At 39.1% G+C, this 21,779-nt stretch carries 17 protein-coding genes and 1 pseudogene; 4 read left to right on the top strand and 14 right to left on the bottom strand.

Annotated elements, in window-relative coordinates:
• The first annotated feature begins 25 nt into the window (after positions 1 to 25).
• Complete coding sequence (locus ASF86_RS04950; RefSeq protein WP_081407553.1) at positions 26 to 1,192, top strand: efflux RND transporter periplasmic adaptor subunit; 1,167 nt, start codon at positions 26 to 28, stop codon at positions 1,190 to 1,192.
• Positions 1,189 to 4,296, top strand: coding sequence for an efflux RND transporter permease subunit (locus tag ASF86_RS04945; protein WP_056480015.1), 3,108 nt, complete (start codon positions 1,189 to 1,191; stop codon positions 4,294 to 4,296). The genes ASF86_RS04950 and ASF86_RS04945 overlap by 4 nt, the downstream gene beginning before the upstream one ends.
• An 83-nt stretch (positions 4,297 to 4,379) precedes the next feature.
• Here the strand turns inward: ASF86_RS04945 and ASF86_RS04940 are convergent, their stop codons facing one another.
• The 8 genes from ASF86_RS04940 to pqqA form a co-directional block, all read right to left on the bottom strand.
• Positions 4,380 to 4,616 carry a hypothetical protein gene (locus ASF86_RS04940; protein WP_056480012.1) on the bottom strand — a complete coding sequence of 79 codons (237 nt, stop codon included), beginning with the start codon at positions 4,614 to 4,616 and terminating at the stop codon, positions 4,380 to 4,382.
• Positions 4,617 to 4,857: 241 nt separating this feature from the next.
• Positions 4,858 to 5,034 carry a hypothetical protein gene (locus tag ASF86_RS19045; RefSeq protein WP_003651752.1) on the bottom strand — a complete coding sequence of 59 codons (177 nt, stop codon included), beginning with the start codon at positions 5,032 to 5,034 and terminating at the stop codon, positions 4,858 to 4,860.
• Positions 5,035 to 5,610: 576 nt separating this feature from the next.
• On the bottom strand, positions 5,611 to 6,663 hold the full coding sequence (locus ASF86_RS04935) for a dipeptidase (protein WP_056480009.1): 1,053 nt from the start codon (positions 6,661 to 6,663) through the stop codon (positions 5,611 to 5,613).
• Between the two features lie 17 nt (positions 6,664 to 6,680).
• Positions 6,681 to 7,835 (bottom strand): pyrroloquinoline quinone biosynthesis protein PqqE, encoded by a 1,155-nt coding sequence (gene pqqE / locus ASF86_RS04930; RefSeq protein WP_056480006.1) that lies wholly within the window; start codon positions 7,833 to 7,835, stop codon positions 6,681 to 6,683.
• Positions 7,832 to 8,116 (bottom strand): pyrroloquinoline quinone biosynthesis peptide chaperone PqqD, encoded by a 285-nt coding sequence (gene pqqD, locus ASF86_RS04925; RefSeq protein WP_004792407.1) that lies wholly within the window; start codon positions 8,114 to 8,116, stop codon positions 7,832 to 7,834. The genes pqqE and pqqD overlap by 4 nt, the downstream gene beginning before the upstream one ends.
• Positions 8,113 to 8,871: a pyrroloquinoline-quinone synthase PqqC gene (gene pqqC / locus ASF86_RS04920; RefSeq protein WP_056480003.1), complete on the bottom strand. Its 759-nt coding sequence runs from the start codon at positions 8,869 to 8,871 to the stop codon at positions 8,113 to 8,115. Before pqqC ends, pqqD begins: the two co-directional genes overlap by 4 nt.
• Positions 8,872 to 8,879: 8 nt before the next feature.
• Positions 8,880 to 9,791: a pyrroloquinoline quinone biosynthesis protein PqqB gene (pqqB, locus tag ASF86_RS04915; protein ID WP_056480000.1), complete on the bottom strand. Its 912-nt coding sequence runs from the start codon at positions 9,789 to 9,791 to the stop codon at positions 8,880 to 8,882.
• Between the two features lie 75 nt (positions 9,792 to 9,866).
• A complete protein-coding gene (pqqA, locus tag ASF86_RS19040) occupies positions 9,867 to 9,941 on the bottom strand; it encodes a pyrroloquinoline quinone precursor peptide PqqA (protein WP_001982218.1) in 75 nt (24 codons plus the stop codon).
• Positions 9,942 to 10,189: 248 nt separating this feature from the next.
• Here pqqA and ASF86_RS04910 point away from each other — a divergent pair, with 248 nt between their 5' ends.
• Positions 10,190 to 11,977 (top strand): bifunctional metallophosphatase/5'-nucleotidase, encoded by a 1,788-nt coding sequence (locus ASF86_RS04910; protein WP_056479998.1) that lies wholly within the window; start codon positions 10,190 to 10,192, stop codon positions 11,975 to 11,977.
• Positions 11,978 to 12,035: 58 nt separating this feature from the next.
• On the opposite strand, the gene ASF86_RS04905 is transcribed toward ASF86_RS04910, so the two are convergent.
• Together ASF86_RS04905 and ASF86_RS04900 are read right to left on the bottom strand one after the other, a co-directional pair.
• Entirely contained in the window at positions 12,036 to 12,437 is a 402-nt protein-coding gene (locus ASF86_RS04905; protein WP_004642804.1) for a transcriptional repressor, read from the bottom strand.
• 136 nt (positions 12,438 to 12,573) lie between these two features.
• Positions 12,574 to 14,535, bottom strand: a complete 1,962-nt coding sequence (locus ASF86_RS04900; RefSeq protein WP_056479996.1) for a TonB-dependent receptor plug domain-containing protein — start codon at positions 14,533 to 14,535, stop codon at positions 12,574 to 12,576.
• 217 nt (positions 14,536 to 14,752) lie between these two features.
• Between ASF86_RS04900 and ASF86_RS04895 the strand changes: the two genes are divergently transcribed.
• Entirely contained in the window at positions 14,753 to 17,914 is a 3,162-nt protein-coding gene (locus tag ASF86_RS04895; protein ID WP_056479993.1) for a multidrug efflux RND transporter permease subunit, read from the top strand.
• Between the two features lie 56 nt (positions 17,915 to 17,970).
• Here the strand turns inward: ASF86_RS04895 and ASF86_RS20005 are convergent, their stop codons facing one another.
• The 4 genes and pseudogenes from ASF86_RS20005 to ASF86_RS04880 all read right to left on the bottom strand — a co-directional run bounded on the left by ASF86_RS20005 (position 17,971) and on the right by ASF86_RS04880 (position 21,761).
• A complete protein-coding gene (locus ASF86_RS20005; protein ID WP_371864194.1) occupies positions 17,971 to 18,159 on the bottom strand; it encodes a phosphopantetheine-binding protein in 189 nt (62 codons plus the stop codon).
• Between the two features lie 30 nt (positions 18,160 to 18,189).
• A pseudogene (locus ASF86_RS04890) lies at positions 18,190 to 18,840 on the bottom strand (isochorismatase family protein); the annotation flags it as partial.
• Positions 18,841 to 18,861: 21 nt separating this feature from the next.
• Positions 18,862 to 20,526, bottom strand: coding sequence for a (2,3-dihydroxybenzoyl)adenylate synthase (locus tag ASF86_RS04885; RefSeq protein WP_056479987.1), 1,665 nt, complete (start codon positions 20,524 to 20,526; stop codon positions 18,862 to 18,864).
• On the bottom strand, positions 20,523 to 21,761 hold the full coding sequence (locus ASF86_RS04880) for an isochorismate synthase MenF (protein WP_056479985.1): 1,239 nt from the start codon (positions 21,759 to 21,761) through the stop codon (positions 20,523 to 20,525). Before ASF86_RS04880 ends, ASF86_RS04885 begins: the two co-directional genes overlap by 4 nt.
• Positions 21,762 to 21,779: the final 18 nt, after the last annotated feature.

Here is a 21,779-nt window from a genome sequence, read left to right as displayed (position 1 = left end):
TAGAAGTCCATTAGGTGTTATAAAAGTGCAAAAGCATTTTTTAGTTCCATTCGTTTTATCTTTCAGTCTTGTGTTACATGGCTGTGGCAATGAACAAGCAAGTGATCAAACGCAAGTCTCTGCGGCAAAAGTTACCGTTATTTCAGTTCAACCGCAGCCGATTAATTTTAGCGAAAACTTACCTGCACGCGTTCAAGCTTTTAGGACTGCCGAAATTCGTCCTCAAGTTGGTGGCATTATCGAAAAAGTTTTATTTGCTCAAGGTAGTGAAGTTAAAGCTGGACAACCGCTATATAAAATAAACTCAGAAACATTTGAGGCAGATGTAAATAGTAATCGAGCTGGGCTAAATAAAGCTGAAGCTGAAGTTAATCGTTTAAAAATACAACTCGAACGCTATCAGCAACTTTTACCAAGTAACGCAATTAGTAAGCAAGAAGTGAGTAACGCCGAAGCGCAATATCGACAAGCGATTGCAGATGTTGCCCAAATGAAAGCTTTGTTGGCTCGCCAAAATCTTAATTTACGGTACGCGACAGTACGAGCACCCATTTCAGGACGCATTGGTAAATCGTTTGTGACTGAAGGTGCATTAGTTAGCCAAGGTGATAGCAATACCATGGCTACAATTCAACAAATTGACCGTGTGTATGTCGATGTAAAACAGTCTATTGGTGAATATGAGCGTTTACAGGCAGCTTTACAAAGTGGAGAGCTATCTGCCAACAATCAAAAAGATGTGGAGATTCTAAATAGTTTAGGACAACCCTATAACGTCTCGGCAAAAATGCTTTTTGAAGACATTAATGTTGACCCTGAAACTGGCGATGTCACCATTCGTATTGAAGTAAATAATTCTGAAAGAAAATTACTTCCGGGTATGTATGTCCGCGTCACTATTGAACGTGCTTCGGTTCCTCAGGCTTTACTCGTTCCAGAGCAAGCAATTCAGCGCAATATGAACGGCGATCCGCAAGTCTACGTGGTAAATGCTAAAGGTGGTGCAGACATTCGCGCTATAGAATTAGGGCAACAATATGAGCAATTTTATCTCATCAATAAAGGGCTTAAAGCTGGCGACAAAGTTGTTGTTGAAGGTATAGAACGTATTCAGCCAAACCAGAAGCTGGCGATTTCCGTATGGAAAGCAGCTTCAGCAGAAAATACGGCGAAGCAAGGAGACACGAAATGATGTCTCAATTCTTTATTCGCCGTCCTATTTTTGCATGGGTCATTGCGATTTTTATTATTTTATTTGGTGTACTCAGTATTCCAAAGTTACCTATTGCCCGCTTTCCGAGTGTTGCACCACCTGAGGTTAACATTACAGCAAGTTATCCGGGCGCTACTCCAAAAACTATTAATGATAGTGTGATTACCCTCATTGAACGGGAAATGTCAGGAGTAAAAAACCTACTCTACTATAGCGCCACAACCGATTCATCTGGTACTGCTGAAATTACCGCGACTTTTAAACCCGGTACTGATGTCGATATGGCTCAAGTCGATGTACAGAATAAAATTAAAGCGGTTGAAGCGCGCTTACCGCAAGTGGTTCGTCAACAAGGTTTATCTGTAGAAGCTTCATCATCAGGCTTTTTAATGCTTGTAGGCTTAAATTCACCTAATCACCGCTATTCAGAAGTAGATTTGAGTGATTATCTGGTACGCAATGTGGTTGAAGAGCTTAAACGTGTTGAAGGTGTTGGAAAAATTCAGTCCTTCGGTGCTGAGAAAGCAATGCGGATTTGGGTAGATCCAAACAAGTTAGTCTCTTATGGATTATCAATAAGCGATGTAAACAATGCGATTCGCAACAATAATATTGATATTGCACCGGGTCGGCTTGGCGATAGGCCTTTAATTAACGGTCAACTAATTACCGTACCTTTGTCAGCTCAAGGACAGCTTGAAAATGTTGAGCAGTTCAAAAATATTAGTCTAAAGAGCAATATTAGTGGTGCCAATATTAAGCTGTCTGATGTGGCCGATGTAGAAATGGGTGCTCAGTCATATAACTTCGCCATTTTAGAAAATGGTAAACCTGCAACTGCTGCGGCAGTTCAGCTTAGCCCTGGTGCAAATGCGGTAAAAACAGCGGAAGGTGTCAAACAAAAACTCGAAGAATTAAAAGTAAATTTACCCGAAGGTATGCAGTTTAGTGTTCCATACGATACTGCGCCTTTTGTTAAAATTTCGATAGAAAAAGTAGTTCATACATTAATTGAAGCCATGGTTTTGGTTTTTATTGTGATGTATCTATTTCTTCATAATGTTCGCTATACCTTAATTCCTGCGATTGTGGCTCCAATTGCCCTGCTTGGTACATTTACCATCATGCTTTTGACGGGTTACTCAATTAATGTGCTAACCATGTTTGGTATGGTGCTTGCGATCGGGATTATTGTTGATGATGCTATTGTCGTGGTCGAAAACGTCGAACGGATTATGGCAACCGAAGGTTTAGCGCCCAAAGAAGCAACTTCAAAGGCCATGACCGAAATTACCAGCCCGATTATTGGTATTACTTTGGTGTTGGCAGCAGTGTTTTTACCCATGGCTTTGGCGAGTGGTTCGGTCGGCATTATCTATCGCCAGTTTACTATTACCATGTCAGTTTCAATTTTATTCTCGGCATTTTTAGCGCTCACTCTAACACCTGCCCTTTGCGCAACCTTATTAAAACCGATTGATGCACATCATCAAAAGAAAGGGTTTTATGCATGGTTTGATCGTAGCTTTGACAAAGTCACAAAAAAATATGAAGTTCTTCTACTTAAAGTCGTTAAACATACTATTCCGACTTTAATCATTTTTGTAGTGATTACGGGACTAACTTTTGCAGGAATGAAATATTGGCCAACTGCTTTTATGCCTGAAGAAGATCAGGGCTGGTTTTTGACTTCATTCCAGTTACCATCCGATGCAACAGCTGAACGAACTCAAAAAATCGTCAAAGAATTTGAAGACCATTTAAACGAGCGGTCAGATGTAAAAAGTAATATTTCAATTATGGGCTGGGGATTTAGTGGCGCTGGACAAAACGTAGCACTCGCTTTTACAACCTTAAAAGATTTTGGTGAACGTGATAAATCCACGACTGACTATACTAACTTCATTAATGCAGAAATGGCGAACAGTAAGGAAGGTACAACGATGTCTGTACTTCCTCCTGCCATTGATGAATTAGGTACATCTTCAGGCTTTAGCTTGCGCTTACAAGACAAAGCAAATTTAGGAATGTCTGCCTTAATTTCTGCACAAGAAAAACTTATGGAAATGGCTGCTCAAAACAAAAAGTTTTATATGGTTTATCCTGAAGGTTTGCCCGAAGGTGACAATATTAGCTTGAAAATAGACCGTGAGAAGTTAAGTGCTCTAGGTGTAAGTTTTGCTTCAGTTTCAGATATTATTTCGACTTCAATGGGGTCAATGTATATCAATGATTTTCCGAACCAAGGACGAATGCAGCAAGTTATTGTTCAAGCCAATGCAAAATCACGAATGCACTTAAAAGATATTTTAAGTTTGAAGGTTGCGGGCGCAAACGGACAACTGGTTTCGCTATCTGAGGTTGTAACTCCTCAGTGGAACAAGTTGCCTCAGCAATATAATCGCTACAATGGTCGTCCTTCATTAAGTATCGCTGGTGTTCCTAACATGGGTGTATCTTCTGGCGATGCGATGCGAGAAATGGAAAAACTGATTGCCAAGCTTCCCCAAGGAATCGGTTATGAGTGGACAGGTATTTCTTTGCAAGAAAAACAGTCTGAATCTCAAATGGTATTTCTTATTGCGTTATCAATGTTGGTCGTGTTTTTAGTGTTAGCTGCACTTTATGAAAGTTGGTCAATTCCGTTATCAGTTATGCTGGTTGTTCCTTTAGGAATCTTTGGTGCAATTTTAGCCATTATTCTAAGAGGAATGCCAAATGATATTTTCTTCAAAATTGGTCTAATTACCATTATTGGTCTATCTGCCAAAAATGCGATTTTAATTGTTGAGTTCGCAAAAATGCTCAAAGAAGAAGGAATGAGTTTAGTTGAAGCAGCCGTTGCAGCAGCGAAATTACGCTTACGCCCAATTCTAATGACTTCCCTTGCCTTTACTTGTGGTGTGATTCCATTGGTGATTGCAAGTGGAGCGAGTTCAGAAACTCAACATGCGCTAGGTACAGGCGTATTTGGAGGGATGATATCTGCGACGATTCTGGCAATCTTTTTTGTCCCAGTATTCTTTATATTTGTGTTGGGAGCAGCAGAAAAATTCTTCTCTAAGAAGAAAATTAGCTCTTAGTTAAATGCATTGAGGCGAAACTTATCTGTATTTCGCCTCAATAACTTAGAAATATACAACTGTACTAGAAAAGTAAGAATCGATTAGGAGTTAAGGACTTTAAAGACCTTGCCTGTTCTTGGATGAGCAAAGGTATTATCTTGATCTAAATTAATGACTTTATCCGAAATCACAATTTTAGAAAGTGGCAACCAGTTTTGCTCTATTCCAGCTTCGACAAAGTTTTTCTCATCAATATTTTCATAAATTTGTTCAACCACAATTTCCATACCACACATACTTTTGGCATTTACTTCTTTTAAAATATGGCGCTTTGACATTCTAGTCTCCATTTTTATTATTCGCATCGATAATAATAAGGACTCCTCTGATACAATATGTAAATTTTAATAATGAAAGTGTTTTTTTATTTTAATCATGCTTTTGCAATAATTAAATGAATAGTTGAGTGATTATTTAATTTAAATATTATCTTTAAGTTAATCTATTCAAAATAATTATTAGTTTTTATTTTTAATAAAAATTAAAGGGTTCATTATCTGAACCCCTTTTTATTTAACTCTAAACTTTTACAGCGTTATCAAGCTGACCATCATCTTGATTTTTAGCACTGTCTTTACTAATCACTGAGTCAGTATCGCTATCTGTGTTAAAACTCTTACTATTTTTTTGCTTTTTCTTGTACACACACATCCCAATCGCAATACCTGTTCCCAATACTATAATTGACTTTAACATTTTGCACCTCTTCGATTAACGGAGTATTTTTGAAAAATCAACTTAAATTAATAGCACATAATTTGTTATTTAACGGCTTTCATTTGCTCCGCTTTTGTAAGGTATTTAATTTTTATGTTAATTAAAGAGCGTAATAGTTAAAAAAATAATTTTTGATACAAAACAAAAAGCCTATTCTGTTTTTGAATAGGCTTTTTGCTGTATTTCAGGATTAAGCAGTATTATGAATTGCTTTAAGCAATCTTATTATCTTTAAATACACTACAAATGTATTTAATGCTGAACTTTTAGTCAAGATCGGATTGAAGGGTTTTACCAATAATTAGTGGTTATTGTGATGGAAATCACGTTTATATAGTTTAGATAAGAAAAAACCCATTTCTACTTCTCATGAAGAAATGGGTAATGTGAAAACCACAAAAGACCTGAAATACTAAATGTTCTTACATTCAGTAAGGTTGAGTTTAGTGAATTTAACGAATGGTTGACAATTAAACTATTTGTATTTTTTTTAGTCATTTCAGCCAATCAAAAAATGCAAATAATTAGTTATGTTCAACATGTTTAGCTCTAAAACTATTCACCCAAAATCCGATAAAGCACGTTTCTCCAATTCGTAAAACATAGTTTCTCAATGAGTTCGCTTGAGTAGGCTCGCTGTTGCATGCGATGAATAAGTTTATGTAAGCCCATAATATCTTCAAGCTCAGTCCCGATGAGTGCACCATCAAAATCGGAACCAAAAGCTACATGCTCTTCGCCAAGTCGATCTAACAAATAATCAAGATGGTCTAAAATGACATCTATAGATGTATTTGTATTACGTTGCCCATCCGACCGTAAAAAAGCGACATCAAAATTCACCCCGACTATACCTTTACTGTCTCGAATAGCTTTAAGCTGCTGGTCAGTTAAATTGCGGGCTTGAGGACATAAAGCATGTGCATTGGAGTGTGTCGCTACGATTGGCTGTTGCAATAGATCTGCGGTATCCCAAAAAGCCTGTTCATTCATATGGGAAACATCAATCACCATTTTTTTATCAGCACATCGCTTTATAAAGGCTTTGCCGTCTTGGGTAAGACCAGCTCCTGTGTCAGGTGAGTGAGGAAACTTAGCATTTAAACCATGTCCAAAACGACTGGGCCTATTCCAAAGTGGGCCGATACTACGCAGACCTTTATCATAAAATACATCAAGTAAATCGGGGTTTTGTTGTAAAGCTTCTGCACCTTCCATATGCAGCACAATTCCCAGTTTCTGTGTGTTTACACAGCTTTGAATATTCTGTACGGATGTGCAAATTTGAATATCCGTAGAACGTTGTGCGAGTTGGTGAGCTATATCGAGTTGCTCTAAACAAATCTGTTCAATTTGCTGCTGGGTAAAATCAGAGGCATTCTGATCAAATAATTTATTGGGATGATGTTGTTGTACATAGCTAAATGGAGGTAAAAAAATGGCAAACATTCCACCAACAAAGCCTGCTTGCTGGCAGCGTTTTAAGTCAAGATGGCCTGCTAAGCGTTCGTGCAGAAAAGCATGTACGGGATCTACATGATCACTTAGCCATAAACGCGTTAATGCATCATTATGTCCATCAAAAACTGGAATATGGCTAGGCTTCATGGGATTCCCCCTGCTTGCTATTTATCTGTAATCGTGTGGACTGGAATATTTTGTGTAGCACTTAAAGATTTAGAATTTCTACTGTTCCGAAACACAAGTTGTTGTAGTGGAGCTGCTACATGACTTTCTGTACGTGCTTGCTCAATAATTTGATGATACGGCGATTTCCCACATACAGGATCAGCATTAGCAGCATCGCCGGTCAACATATAGGCCTGACAGCGGCATCCACCAAAATCTCGGTCTTTATCAGGGCAACTGCGGCAACCTTCTGGCATCCATGCATCGCCACGGAAATGATTGAATCCAGTTGACTTGTACCAGATATCTGACAATTTATGTTCACGGACGTTTGGAAATGAAATTGGTAATTGTCGTGCTGCATGGCAAGGCAGCGCCATACCATCTGGAGCAACTGTAAAGAAGATTTTACCCCAGCCATTCATACAGGCTTTTGGTCGTTCTTCATAATAATCAGGCACTACAAAAATGAGTTTGCACGGATGATTTTGCGCTTTTAATTTTTCTCGATATTCATTGGTAATCCGTTCCGCTCGTATCAGTTGTTCTTGTGTTGGTAGCAAACCTTGGCGGTTTAAAAAAGCCCAACCGTAAAACTGACAAATTGCTAACTCGACTGTGTCTGCATTGAGCTCTAGGCAAAGTTCAATAATTTGTTCAATCTGGTCAATGTTATGTCGATGAATAACAAAGTTAAGTACCATTGGGTAATCGTATTTCTTAACCAGTCGGCACATTTCATACTTTTGTTCAAAAGCATGTTTTGAACCTGCTAAGGCATTATTTACCACAGGGTCACTAGCTTGAAAGCTCACTTGAATGTGATCTAAGCCCGCTTGCTTTAAATCAGCAATGCGTTGTTCGGTGAGTCCCATGCCCGAGGTAATCAGGTTGGTATAGAACCCTTGTTGATGGGCATGTGCAACCAGTTGTTCTAAATCTTGGCGTACCAGTGGTTCACCACCAGAAAAACCCAGTTGAACAGCACCCATCTGACGTGCTTGATCAAAAACATCAAACCACTCTTGAGTGGTCAGTTCATTTTTATGCTGAGCGTAGTCCAATGGATTTGAGCAATATGGGCATTGTAGCGGACAACGATAAGTGAGTTCCGCTAATAACCATAAAGGTAGGCCAACACCTTCTGTCATACTAAATCAATCCAGTGTTGCTGCTTTGCGACCAGCATGTAATCCACTACATCTTGATCAATCTCAGCAATATCACCAAATTTTTGCTTTAACTGGGCAATAATTGCAGAAACATTTTGCTGCCCATCAATATATTGCCCGATTGCCCCTGCACTTTCATTTAACTTGATCATGCCTTCAGGATATAAAATCACAAAACCATTTTGAGCTGGCTCGAACTGAAAACGGTAACCTTGTCGCCATGTTGGCACAAGGTTTAAATCAAACTGCTCTTTATTCATTTAAATAGTCCTTTGTGCCAAACCCGTTTGCTAGTCACACTGTGATACGGTGCTTCATTGTGAACATATGCCAATGTTAAAGCATCTAAAATGCTCCATAAAATATCCAGCTTAAACTGCAATATTTCAAGCATTCGTTCTTGTTGCTCATGAGTCGTAAATGAATCAAGCGTAATCGTTAAGCCATGTTCAACGTCACGGCGGGCCTGACTTAAACGTGAACGGAAATACTCATAGCCTTTATCATCAATCCATGGGTAGTGCTGTGGCCACGACTCTAGACGTGATTGATGAATTTTCGGGGCGAAAAGTTCAGTTAAAGAACTACTTGCTGCTTCCCGCCATGAAGCACGGCGTGCGAAGTTCACATAGGCATCTACGGCAAATCGAACCCCTGGTAATACCAGTTCTTCAGAAATCACTTGTTCACGACTCAAGCCCACAGCTTCGGCTAACCGTAACCATGCTTCTCGGCCACCGCCATCAGGATATTCACCATCTTGATCGATCATGCGTTGAATCCATTCTTGACGGACGCGCTGGTCTGGGCAATTTGCCATAATGGCTGCATCTTTAAGCGGAATATTAATTTGATAGTAATAGCGGTTTGCAACCCAAGCCTGAATTTGTTGTTGAGTTGCTTTGCCTTCATACATCATCACATGAAATGGATGATAGATATGATAATACTGGCCTTTATCAATAATCACTTGTTTAAATTGTTCGGTCGTTAAAGCTTCAGGTGTTTGAGTCATGGTTCACCTTAGAGTTCAATCTGCATGCCATCATAGGCAACTTCTACACCATTTGCTTTAAGCTCAGCAAACTGGCTAGAGTTTTCATTTAAAATTGGATTGGTATTGTTAATGTGAATGAGCACTTTTTTTGGCGTACTCAGCTGATTTAAATAAGACAGCGAACCGCCTTCGCCACTAATGTATAAATGCCCCATTTCACGACCAGTTTTTTTACCAACCCCTGTTTGTTGCATTTCATCATCTGTCCAGAGTGTTCCATCAATCATGACGCAGTCTGAAATCTGCATAATCTCCATGACTTGATCATCAATTTTTCCAAGACCTGGTGCGTAAAATAACTGTTTTTGTGTTTTATGGTCTTTGATAATTAAGGCAATGTTATCGCCGTCATGTGGGTCATTTCGATGTGGTGAATATGGTGGTGCAGCACTTTTAATGATGAGTGGAATAAATTCTAAATTTTCAAAACCATCAATTTTAAAAGCTTGTTTAGGGTTAATCTCGTGATATTGGAGACCACCATTCCAATGTTTTAGCATATTGAAAACTGGGAAGCCGCTCGTTAAATCTTGGTGGACCATTTCTGTACACCATACATTCATTGGGCAACCTTCACGTAAGGTCAAAAGCCCAGTCGTATGGTCTAACTGGCTGTCCATTAAAATAACGCTCGTTATTCCTGTATCACGCAATTTACGAGCTGGTTGGGCTGCTTTAAATTCGAAAAGCTGCTGACGAATATCAGGTGATGCGTTTAATAAAATCCAGTCTACGCCGTTTTCTGAAACCGCAATTGATGATTGAGTACGGGGTTTGGCATTAATCGTACCTGTACGGACACCATGACAATTCGGGCAATTACAATTCCACTGCGGGAACCCGCCTCCGGCAGCTGAACCTAAAACATAAATATACATAAAATTAATATCTTATTAGAAAGAGATAAGCCCTAGAACAAGACTAGGGCTTATGACATATTTGGATGAAGCTGATTAACGTGCTTCGAAGTACATTGTAACTTCAAAACCGATGCGTAAATCAGTAAAAGCAGGTTTAGTCCATTGCATAAATTATCTCCGGTTCATATTAATCTTGTGAAATGAATCACTTGATTAAATCTTATAAGGCAATTAAAAATTTATTCTAAATAAAAAATTGGGGTTTGTAGACAACCTCTAGCTAAGATATTGTTCGATAATTGTGTTTTTTGTCCAAATTTTAATATTTCGAACATATTTGCTTATTGAACGTTTCATCAAATATTCACACTAAAAGCGTATTTTTTATCCGTCTTAATTGATCAAATGATAAAAAAATGAAAAATTTAACAACACTATTTAAAGTAACAACACTTTCTCTGGCAGTAACGTTGTTGGCTGGATGTAATGATGATGATAACGATACAACATCACCAGCCCAAAGAAGCAATCAGACCGTAAATATTTTAGCTTTTAATGACTTTCATGGAAATCTTGAGCCACCAAAGCGTTATGTTGAAGCACCAAATCCAAACGATGCTGCTCAGTCTGTTCGTATTCCTGTGGGTGGGGTGAGTTACTTTGCGGATGCAATTAAAAAACTAAAAGCAGAAAATCCAAATAATGCAGTGGTTTCGGCAGGCGATTTAATTAGTGCTTCCCCACTGACCTCTTCTTTATTTTTAGATGAACCGACCATTGAAGTCATGAATGATATTCAAATTGACTTTAATGCTGTAGGTAATCATGAATTTGACCGTGGTACAGATGAGTTACGCCGCTTAAAAAACGGTGGATGTCAGCAATATACCAGCACTGCACCTTGCCAAATTAATAAAAACTTTAGCGGTGCAAAATTTGATTTTCTTGCAGCTAACGTAGCAATGAAAAATGATGCGAGCAAAACGATCTTTCCTGCCTATAAAGTCAAAACTTACGGCGGTATTCCAGTCGCATTTATTGGTTTAACCCTTAAAGCGACGCCGAGTATTGTTTCGGCAGCTGGCATTAAAGATGTGGAATTCCGTGATGAAGCAGATACGGTAAATGCTTTAATTCCCGAGTTACAAAAACAAGGCATTGAAGCAATTGTTGTTGTAGTTCATGAAGGTGCTGCACCAAGTACTAAGTTTAATGAAAAAACATGTGACGGCTTAAGCGGTCCGATCGTAGGTATTTTAGATAAATTAAATCCGGCAGTTGATATTGTTGTATCTGGACATACGCATCAATCTTATATTTGTGACTATGCTACAAAAAATCCGGCAAAACCGTTCTTGCTTACCTCAGCTGGACAATATGGCACGCTTATTACTGACATCAAGGTTGAGCTTGATGGTAAAACTGGTGATGTGATTAAAAAGGATGCTAAACAGGTTCCTATACAAAGTGAAGCCTACACATCTGGAACAACTACGGTAAGCCTTACAGATCTCTATCAAAAATTTAGTAAGACCCCAAGTATTGAAGCAATTTTAGATAAGTATCGCCAAGCTGTGACAACCATTTCAAGTCGTGTGGTTGGAACTGCAACAGCGGTTGTAAGTCGTACTCAAGTCGAGAGTGGTGAAAGTCCGCTCGGTATTATGATTGCCGATGCTCAGCAAGCGGCTGCCTTAAAAGCAAGTAACCAAGGCTCTGACTTTACACTCATGAACCCAGGTGGTGTACGTGCAGACCTACTGATTAACAGCAGTAACCAGATTACCTTTGGCGATGTTTTTGCGGTGCAACCTTTTGGTAACTCTATTGTGACTTTGAGCTTGACTGGCAAACAGATTAGAGATGTACTTGAACAACAATGGTCTGGTGCAAATGCAAATTCAGCGAGAATTTTACAGCCATCTAAAGAATTCACTTATGAATATGCGGCAAATACTTCTGTTTCACCGCGAGCAAGTAACATCATGGTTGCTGGTTCACCGTTGGTTGACAGTAAAGTATACCGTGTGACGGTAAATAGTTTCTTGGCAGATGGCGGCGATAACTTTACGGTATTAAAAGAAGGCCAAAACCGTGTAGGTGGTGGTCAAGATATTGATGCTCTGGAAAGCTATATTGCGGAAAACTCAAAGAACTCTCCATTAATTATTCCTGCTACAACTCGAATTAAATTAATTAAATAATAAGACTCGTCGAATAAAGGACAGCAAAAGCTGTCCTTTATTTTTCTATCTAAGCTTTTTATTCTGTATATAGATTAAGTTCAATACTGCTAATGTCTGCTCCAGTATTTGCAAAAATAATTTCCATAACTTCATGAAGTAATTCATTAACTTTCTCATGCTCAAAGTTAGAGGCTTCTGATGTTTTAAGACAAATCAGATTACAGCTCATTTTATCTTTTCTAATTTTGTAGATACTTTTGCTTTTACCTAAGAATACTCTTTTGATGAGTTTACGATTTTCAAATTCAGATAAAATTCTATAGATCGTTCCTAACGTTATTTTATATTCATTTTTAATTTGAGCATAAATATTGTCTGCGCTTAAACCTTGTGGATTCTGATTTAAGATTTCAAAAACATGTATTCTCGATTTTTTTATCGGTAGTCCGTTTAATAATGATTTTGAAGTTGTCGTCATGATTAATTAGCCTTAATGTTTAGAAGTATAAGATTTATTAAAATTATTTTGTCTATACTTGCTTGAAAATTATGGGTATTTGTTAAAAAAAGCAAAGCCTATTCCCCTATGAATAGGCTTTGAGCTTAGCTTTACCTTAGAAACTATAAGTCGCTTTTACAAAGTAATTGCGTCCATAGAGTTTGGTATTAAAGGTTTTATTTTTATCTTCAAGATCAACATCAGTCAGGTTTTTTACACCATAATCCAATGTTAAACGTGGTGAAAGTGGTGACGTAAAGGTAACGTCGTAAGTTGTATAAGCTGGTAACTCTTTAGTTGCTGAGTACATTTGTTTACCCACATAACTTACGCCAGCATTTACACGAAAATCTTCAACTGGCGCCCAAGAAATTGAACCATTAGCCAGCCACTCTGGTCGTTCGGTTAAGTCTTTCCCTGTAGTTTTGTTTTTTGCATCTAAATAAGTTGCATTTGCCTTAACACCTAAATTATCGGTGAAGTCATAACCACCAGTAAGTTCAACCCCTTTGAGTTCTGCACGGCTTACATTGGTCCAAATTTTTCTAAAATCACCTTCTAAACGAGGGTCTCCCTCACTTAGGGTAATCGCTTCAATCAGGTTCTTCACATCATTTTGGAAAACGGTAACTCCAGCATTCCAATTTGGTCGAGTCACAATTAAAGAAGCTTCATAGTTGGTGCTTTCTTCAGGATCTAAGTTAGGGTTACCTCGAATATGACAACTACCACCACATGAGATCATTGAATAATTGATATCTAACTGTGCTGGAGATGGAACCTTATATGCCTGTCCTACACCACCTTTAAGGATGACACCTTCTGCTAACTCATATGTTAAATAGGCTTTGCCTGTTGATTTGCCATCAAAGTCATCAAAATCGTCATAACGACCACCTAAAGTTAATGTCAGTGCATCGTTAATGTGGGTATCGTTTTGAACAAATACACCGTAGCTCTTCTGCTGGTTTTTTCCAGTGCCGATATAACTCACAACATCGGTAATTTTCTGGTCTTTATAATCAAAACCTGCTGTGGTGTTATTCATTAGCCAATCAAAGTTAGCGAAAGCACGACCAATTAAATTTTCTTGCTTATATTGACGACTTTGCGGTGCGTCATACTCGCTATCGTAATCATAAATTTTGGCTGTTTCTTTACCAATATAGGCTTCTGTTTTACCCCATCCCCATTTTCCGCGGTGCGCAATCCCCACATTGGTACGTTTCATTTCTGATTCTTGAATGGAAGTTGCGGCATCTTGAGTCAGTGGTCGTTTATCGTTGTTATAACCCAAATCTAGGTCTAAAGTTTGTTGGTCACTAATATTCCAGCTTAAAGTACCATTTACATTTTTAGTGTCTTTTTCTACAAAATACGCCCCATCTGGATCTGGCTTACCATTTCGGTACCATGCATCACGGTTATAAGCATCACCTGCTAAAGTAAAACTTAAATTGTCGGTTAATCCCCCATATAAATTAAATCCGTAACGGAATTGATCTTTACCATTTCCACGGTCGGCTCGATTATATTGCCCAAAGATCGAACCATGAAGCTGCCCATCTTCGGCTTTTTTGGTAATGATATTGATTACACCACCCATGGCATCTGCACCATACAGTGATGACATTGGCCCACGAATGACTTCAACACGTTCGATACTATTTAAAGGAATTGCGCTCCAGTCAAAGTCATTACCTCGCCACATTGCTCCGTTCGATGACATGCGTTTGCCATTGAGTAAGATGAGTGTGTAGTTACCCGATGTGTTGAGCATTCCTCGTATAACAATCTTATCTTGCCCACTATTGTAGTTATAAACCCCAGCTTGTTTTTGTAAAACATCAGCAAGACTGAGTGCTGCACTACGCTCAATCTCTTCACTCGTGATCACACTAATTGATGCGGGTGCTTTATCAACATCTTGTTCTTTTAATGCTGCTGAAACCACAATAGTTTTAAGTTTTTGAACTGGTTCGTTATTGCCCTGCTGTTCACTATCTGTATTTGCTTGAACGGCGAATGGAAGCAGTGTTGAGATGGCGACCACCAGCGCCTTTTTAGTTAACGTCATTTCTCGGCCCTTGTTTTGGATAATGATTACCATGTGATAATTATTATCATTTATGATGTGCCGAGCATCATATACGCATGACTTTTACTGATCAAGATAAAAATAATTATTAGTTATATAATGATAATCATTATTGTTTGTGCTGTAAAAAAGCGTTACCATTACACGTTCGTGTGCCTAAAAACCTATTTAAAACAAGCTTAAAGTAGACATAACAATGCTCTCTCGATTTTTTATATATCACCCTATCTTTGTTTCTGTCATTGCAATCACTATTCTTATTTTTGGTTTTTTTGCCACTTTAGCAATGCCTGTTGAACGGTATCCAAACCTTGCTCCGCCCAGTGTCACTGTTGTTGCAAACTACCGTGGTGCAGCTGCTGACACTGTAGAAGAAAGCGTGACCCAAATTTTAGAACAACAAATCAAAGGTCTGGATAATTTGCTTTACTTTACGTCCTATAGTGAATCATCGGGAACGAGTAGCATTGATATTCACTTTAAAATTGGAACAGATATTGATAAAGCACAGTTACAAGTACAAAACCGAATTAATGCTGCGTTAAACCGTTTGCCGGAGGAAGTTCAAAGACAAGGCGTAAATATATGGAAAACCACGGGTGATATGCTGCTTATTGTTGGGCTATATGATGAAACAGGAAAAGCCAGCAATATTGAGTTGTCTGATTATATGGTGAATCACTTTGAACAACCTTTAAGCCAGTTACAAGGAATTGGTGAGGTTGATGTTTTTGGTTCGAGTTATGCCATGCGAATTTGGTTAAATCCAAATCAGCTTAGAAATTACCAACTTGTGCCGAGTGATATTGAACAGGCCCTCGAAGATTATAATACCCAAATTGCTGCGGGTTCGATTGGTGCAATGCCTTCCTCTTCTGACCAGAATATTTATGCAAAAGTAAAAGCAGGTTCACGTTTAAAAACAATAGATGATTTTAAGTCGGTGGTGGTTAAAGCGAATATTGATGGAAGCCTTGTTTATTTAAAAGATGTCGCGAGAGTCGAATTAGGTGCAGAAAATTATGAAAGCATTAATACGCTTAATGGTTATCCATCGGCAGGCCTAGGTATTTCTCTAAGCCCTGATGCCAATGCAATTGAGACTTCTGCTCTTATTAAAGAAAAAATGGTTCAGCTTAGCCAGCATTTACCAGCCGGATATAAAATTGTCTATCCAAGAGACAATACGCCCTTTATTGAAGAGTCAATTAAGCAAGTCATTATCACTTTGCTTGAAGCGATTGTACTTGTTGTTATTGTGATGTATCTCTTTTTACAAAATTGGCGCGCGACACTGATTCCAACCATTACGGTTCCTATTGTAATTAGTGGCACATTTGTTGTGTTGTATTTGTTTGGAATGAGTATTAACACCCTTACCCTATTTGCATTGGTTTTAGCCATTGGGTTGCTGGTGGATGACACGATTGTCGTGGTCGAAAATGTTGAACGACTTATGCATGAACAACAGCTTAGCGTACGTGAAGCTTGTTTAATGTCGATGCAAGAGATTAGCGGTGCCTTGGTTGGTATTACACTGGTATTAACTGCGGTATTTATCCCAATGGCCTTTTTTAGTGGTTCGACGGGTATGATTTACCGCCAGTTTTCTATTACCTTAGCGGCAGCTATGTTGTTATCGCTATTTGTAGCCATGACCATTACACCAGCAATGTGCGCAGTTTTATTAAAAAAGCATAATACAAAGCCAAAATGGGGACAAGCACTCGAGCTTGCTCTTCAAAAAGTTAGATCAACTTTTAGTTTTTTATCAGTTCGCCTAATTCAGTTCAAAGTCTTTTCCAGTCTGTTAGTTGTGGGCATAGCGGTTATTTTATTTATGATTTACCGTGGCTTGCCTACAAGCTTTATTCCTAACGAAGACCAAGGACTACTTGCTGTTCCATATAGTTTGCATAATAGTGCTTCGATGAGTCAGACCGAAGAAGTTGGAAAGCTCGTCAATAATTATTTTTTTGAACATGAAGCCAAAAATATTAATACCGTACTTGTGGTGAATGGACAAAATTTTTCAGGAAGTGGACCAAATTTAGGCATGGCGTTTATTTCTCTTAAACATTGGAATGAGCGTAAAGGCGAAGCCAATACGGCAAGTGCTATTCGTGAACGTGCTCAAACTTATTTGCAAAAAAACTTGCCAGCCAAAGTCATGGTAGGAATGCCACCAAGTGTATCTGGTTTAGGACAGTCTGATGCTTTAGAACTTTGGCTTAGAGATGTAAATGGTCAAGGACGCGATGAATTAATCAAACAATATAAAGCCTTAGAAAAAGAATCTCGGAACTATTCGGCCTTTGAAAATCTAAGTCCCCTTGTAAGTGAAGATAAAGCCGAAGTATTTATTCAACTCGATCAGAATAAGGCAAAAATGCTGGGAATTGATCAGCAAGCGATACGTTCAACACTATCGACTGCTTGGGGTGGAAACTATGTTGGTGATTTTGTTGAAAGAGGTCGAATTAAAAGAATTATTATGCAAGGTGACTCTGAATTTCGCTCTAAACCCGAAGATTTAGCTTACTGGCATGTCCGAAACAATACAGGAGGAATGCTTTCCCTCGCCCATTTTGCTCAAAGTCAGTGGACTGGTGGTCCAGAAGCTTTAACTCGCTTTATGGGATTAGCTGCCATACAACTTGAAGCGAATATCAGTTCGGGCTTTAGTTCAGGACAAGCCATGCAAGAACTTACGGATATGGTTGCTAAACAATCTGGTGTAGACGTTGCATGGAGTGGCCTCTCGTTACAAGAGCAGCAGTCTAATCGGCAGGCTATCTTTTTATATGTCATTTCTATTTTGTTTATTTTCTTATGTTTGGCAGCCTTATATGAAAGCTGGAAAGTCCCATTCATTATTTTATTAGGTCTACCTTTAGGAATTACGGGCACTATTATTTTTGCCAAGATCTTTAACTTACCTAATGATGTTTATTTTCAGATTGCCCTATTAACGGGTATTGGCCTATCTTGTAAAAATGCAATTCTAATTGTGGAGTTTGCGACTCAAGCACTCAAACAAGGAAAAAGTAAAATCGACGCAGCAAGTGAAGCGTTAAAGTTGCGTTTACGCCCAATTTTGATGACCTCCCTTGCTTTTGGTGCGGGAGTTATTCCTTTAATTTTTGCGACAGGCGCAGGTGCTGCTAGCCGTTATGAAATTGGCATGAGTGTATTTGGTAGCGTCGTGTTTGGTACCTTACTTGTACCGCTATTTACGGTGTTTTTCTTTGTTATGATTCATAGTGTGCCAAGTTTTCAGTGGTCAATGAGCAAACTCAGGTTTACTCGAACTTTGAAATTTAACCGCCGTATTAAAAAAGATAATACCTCTTTCTAATTGTTAAAATAAAAAAATGGCAGATATTAAATCTGCCATTTTTTTATTGTTTAGATTTAGGCTACAAGCTTATCAATCCAAACTTCTAGAGTTGGTTGTTCGGCTAAATCTTCAAAGCTCACCTGTGCACCATAAGCTTGCCATTTACCTACCAGTGTCATGAGGCGAACTGAATCAAGCCCAAGCATGAGTAAATCATCATTTAACTGAATGTCTGATACAGGAATCTGTAGCTGTTCACTCACCGCTAAGACAATACCTTCTTGAGTTAATGGCGATGCGGCTTGTTCAAGTTCCCATGCACGAGTGACTTGTTGAGTTGTCATGACTTGCCCACAACGTGTACTGGCATATTTCAAAGCCATATCGTGCTCTTCACGGCTAAAGTCAGCAAGTGCATCTCCACATAAAAATGGTTGAATGTTCAGCATAAATGCCTCTGCTGCGCTCATGAGGCAGCCAATATGTGCATAGACACCACAAATAATGAGCTGATCTCGATTTGACTCACGCATGAGTTGCTCGAGTGGAGAAAATTTAAATGCGCTATATCGCCATTTTGTTAAAACAGTATCATTTTTTTGAGGCGTAATTTCCGGCAAAATTTGGGTAATATTTGGATCGTCTTTTAGACCAGTTCCCCAGAAATCAGTTAATAATTGGCGATGTTCTGGCGTCTGGTTACCAGGTTGTGCGGTATAGACCACAGGGATATTAAACTTGCGTGCAGTTTCAATCAGTTCTTTGGTATTTTTAATCAATTCTGGAATGGGTTCTTGAGTCTGATCATAAAAATCTAAAAAATATTGCTGCATATCATGCACTAATAAAACAGCACGATTGGTATGTAACTGCCAATGTGTTTTATTCACCGTAAATTCGTGTGCTTGGGGCATGCTGTAACTGGCAATTTTTGGAATACTCATCAAATTTTTCCTTTTTTATCTTTAAGCAAGAACATTGGTTTTAGTTTCAAGTTGTTGACGCAATCGTTTTTTGTCGATTTTTCCAAAGGCTGTGTATGGAAATTGCTCGATAAATTCCACGCGATCTGGAATTTTGTAGGTCGCAAGGCCATAGTCTTTAAGGTGTTGGCGTACTGACATCGCAAGACGAATTGGACTTGGATCATCGCTTTGAGATTGCCACGCAACAAAGGCACAGCTTTTTTCACCCATGATCTCATCTGGCATAGCAACCAATGCCGCTAAACGAATTTGCGAATGGGTTAGTAGAGCTTGTTCAACCTCTTCGGTCGCAATCTTTTCCCCAGCACGATTAATTTGTTCTTTAGAACGGCCTTCGACAACAATGCAGCCATCTTCACGAATACGAACTAAATCGCCAGTACGATAAAAACCATCAGGAGTAAAAGAGCGCTCATTGTGCTCTGGTGCTTGGTAATAACCGCGAATGGTATATGGGCCTCGTGTAAGCAAATGCCCCACTTGCCCAGCTTCTACTGGTTGATCGTTATCATCCAATACTAAAATTTCATCATCTTCAGAAATTTTTAAGCCTTGTGTATGGATGATTTGGTCTTTCGTCATATCAAAACGAGTGTAATTCACAAGCCCTTCAGCCATTCCAAAGACTTGTTGCAGATTGACCTTAAACTCATCAATTAAACGTGAAGCAACTGCATCAGGTAATCGGGCCCCACCAACTTGTAAGCAACGTAATGTCGATAAGATTGGGTCTTGATCTTTTGCAGCTTTATCCATCCAAGGTCGAACTAATGCGGGAACTAGGCAGGCATCCGTAACACTATGTTTTTTTATTAATGGAAATGCCGTGTCAGGACTGGGATCGGTTCCTAAAACAACCGTACCACCTGCATAAAAAACACCTAAAGAACCAGCTGAGCTCATTGAAAAGTTATGGGCCGCAGGTAAAACCATGAGTAAGCGTGATGATTGATCTAGACAGCAGATTTTGGCACTCTCACGAACACTGTAGAGGTAGTCGTCATGGGTACGTGGAATCAGTTTAGGAACCCCGGTACTTCCACCAGAAAGTTGTAAAAAAGCAACCTGATCTGCCGTAGTCGGCGAGATGGCTTCATCCAAAATATGGGTTTCTTTTAATAGGTCTTGAATGGCTACAAATTTATCGGCATTTCCAAGTACAAATACATGTTGTAAGCAAGAAGCTGTTTGCTGAAGCTTTTCGGCAAGCTCTCGGTAGTCAAATTTTTGTGCACCAAAATCAGCACAGAAATAAGCTTTTGCTTGAGTTTGTTTGAAAAAACTGCTGAGTTCTGCATAGCGATGTGCAGGTAAAGACATCACAGGTAGTGCACCAAGTCGAATCAGTGCAAAGAATAGAACATAGAACTGATAGTGATTTGGCATCTGTACAACTGCCTTGTCACCCGCACGTAAGCCGTGTTGATATAAATGGCTGGCACAGCAATCGACTAAATAATCAAACTCAGAGTAACTAACGGCTTTTTCACCATCATAGATTGCAATGTTTTTCGGGTATTTTTGAGCACTTTCGCGCAAGAAGTCACTCAAGTTTTGCCCAATCCAATAATCTTTTTTACGGTAAATCTCAGCGAACTCTGCTGGATATGGCACGGCACCATCCAAATAAACCTGTGTTGTCATATGTTTGATCCCTGTATTGGTAATTGGTTTGGTGAAATGTGGAATCCGTCCAGCACAGTACGAAATTTTGCGGCAGTTTCAGCATGTTCAGCTTGCGGACGAGAAGCTTCCACAATGCCTGCACCAGCAAATAAACGCGCAATATTCTGATAAATTCGGGCACAACGGACAGTCACCGACCATTCACCATTACCTTGTTCATCTGCCCATCCCATCGTTCCTGCAAAGAGTTCACGATTAAATGGTTCAAGTTGCTGAATTAAATCTTTGGCTACTGAGCTCGGTTCACCACAAATTGCAGGTGTTGGGTGAAGGCGTTCAATTAAGTCGAAAACGTGAGTGTCGGCTTGTTTTAACTCACCAGTAATGTGTGATGCTAAGTGCCAAAGGCGTTTGGTACGAATGAGGGATGGTTGCTTCGGTACATGTAATTGCTTACAAAAAGGTGTGAGTTCATCTGCAATCATTTCGATCACAAGAGCATGTTCATGTTGATCTTTTTGTGAGGCAAGCAATGCTCTGGCGTTGTTTTGGTCTATAGTTGGATCATCATCACGAGCCAATGTGCCCGCAACGGGTTTACTCCAGATTTTTGTATTTTGCTTTGCAATTAATAGTTCTGGACTTGCACCAACAAACCAACCTTCACTTTGAGGATGTCTGGCAACTGCATAGTTATAACCTTCAGGATTATGCTTGGCTAAATTGAAAAATAAGTCTGAGACTGGAATATTTTGTTCAAATTCAAGTTGTAAAATGCGGGCTAGAACGGCTTTATCCAGTTTCTTTACCTGCATTTGCTGAACTAGATATTCAACTTGCTGCTGATAATGTTCACCTAACGGGAAATAATCGGCCTTGTTTAATCTTAAAGAACTAAGATCGAGATCAGATTGTGCATAGAGGACCTTCTGACATATTTTTGCATTTTGCATGAGCATTAAATTGACATCTGCTGCCGAGCAAAACGGCAGTCCGCCCATAATCTTGACATCTTTATAACCGTCGGTAATCGCTTGCTGTAATTGAATTCGAGCTTCTTGTAGCCAATCTTTTAAAAGGCTATTTTTAGCGACCTGAATATCTTGTAATTTCTGATGACTATTGATTGTGTATTCTGGCGTGGTAAAAATAAAACTAGCATCATGTCCACACTTTAGAACCTCTTGAGCAAGTGCAACGTGGCTTTCAGTAAAATTTTCTCGTTGGATAAAATACGGATGCTGTGCCGACATCTCGTGACTCCTTATACC

It is taken from the genome of Acinetobacter sp. Leaf130 (assembly GCF_001423205.1).
GTDB classification, from domain to species: Bacteria; Pseudomonadota; Gammaproteobacteria; order Pseudomonadales; family Moraxellaceae; genus Acinetobacter; species Acinetobacter calcoaceticus.
Note: the sequence above shows the minus strand (reverse complement) of the source record. Positions and strands in the feature narration are given on the sequence as shown.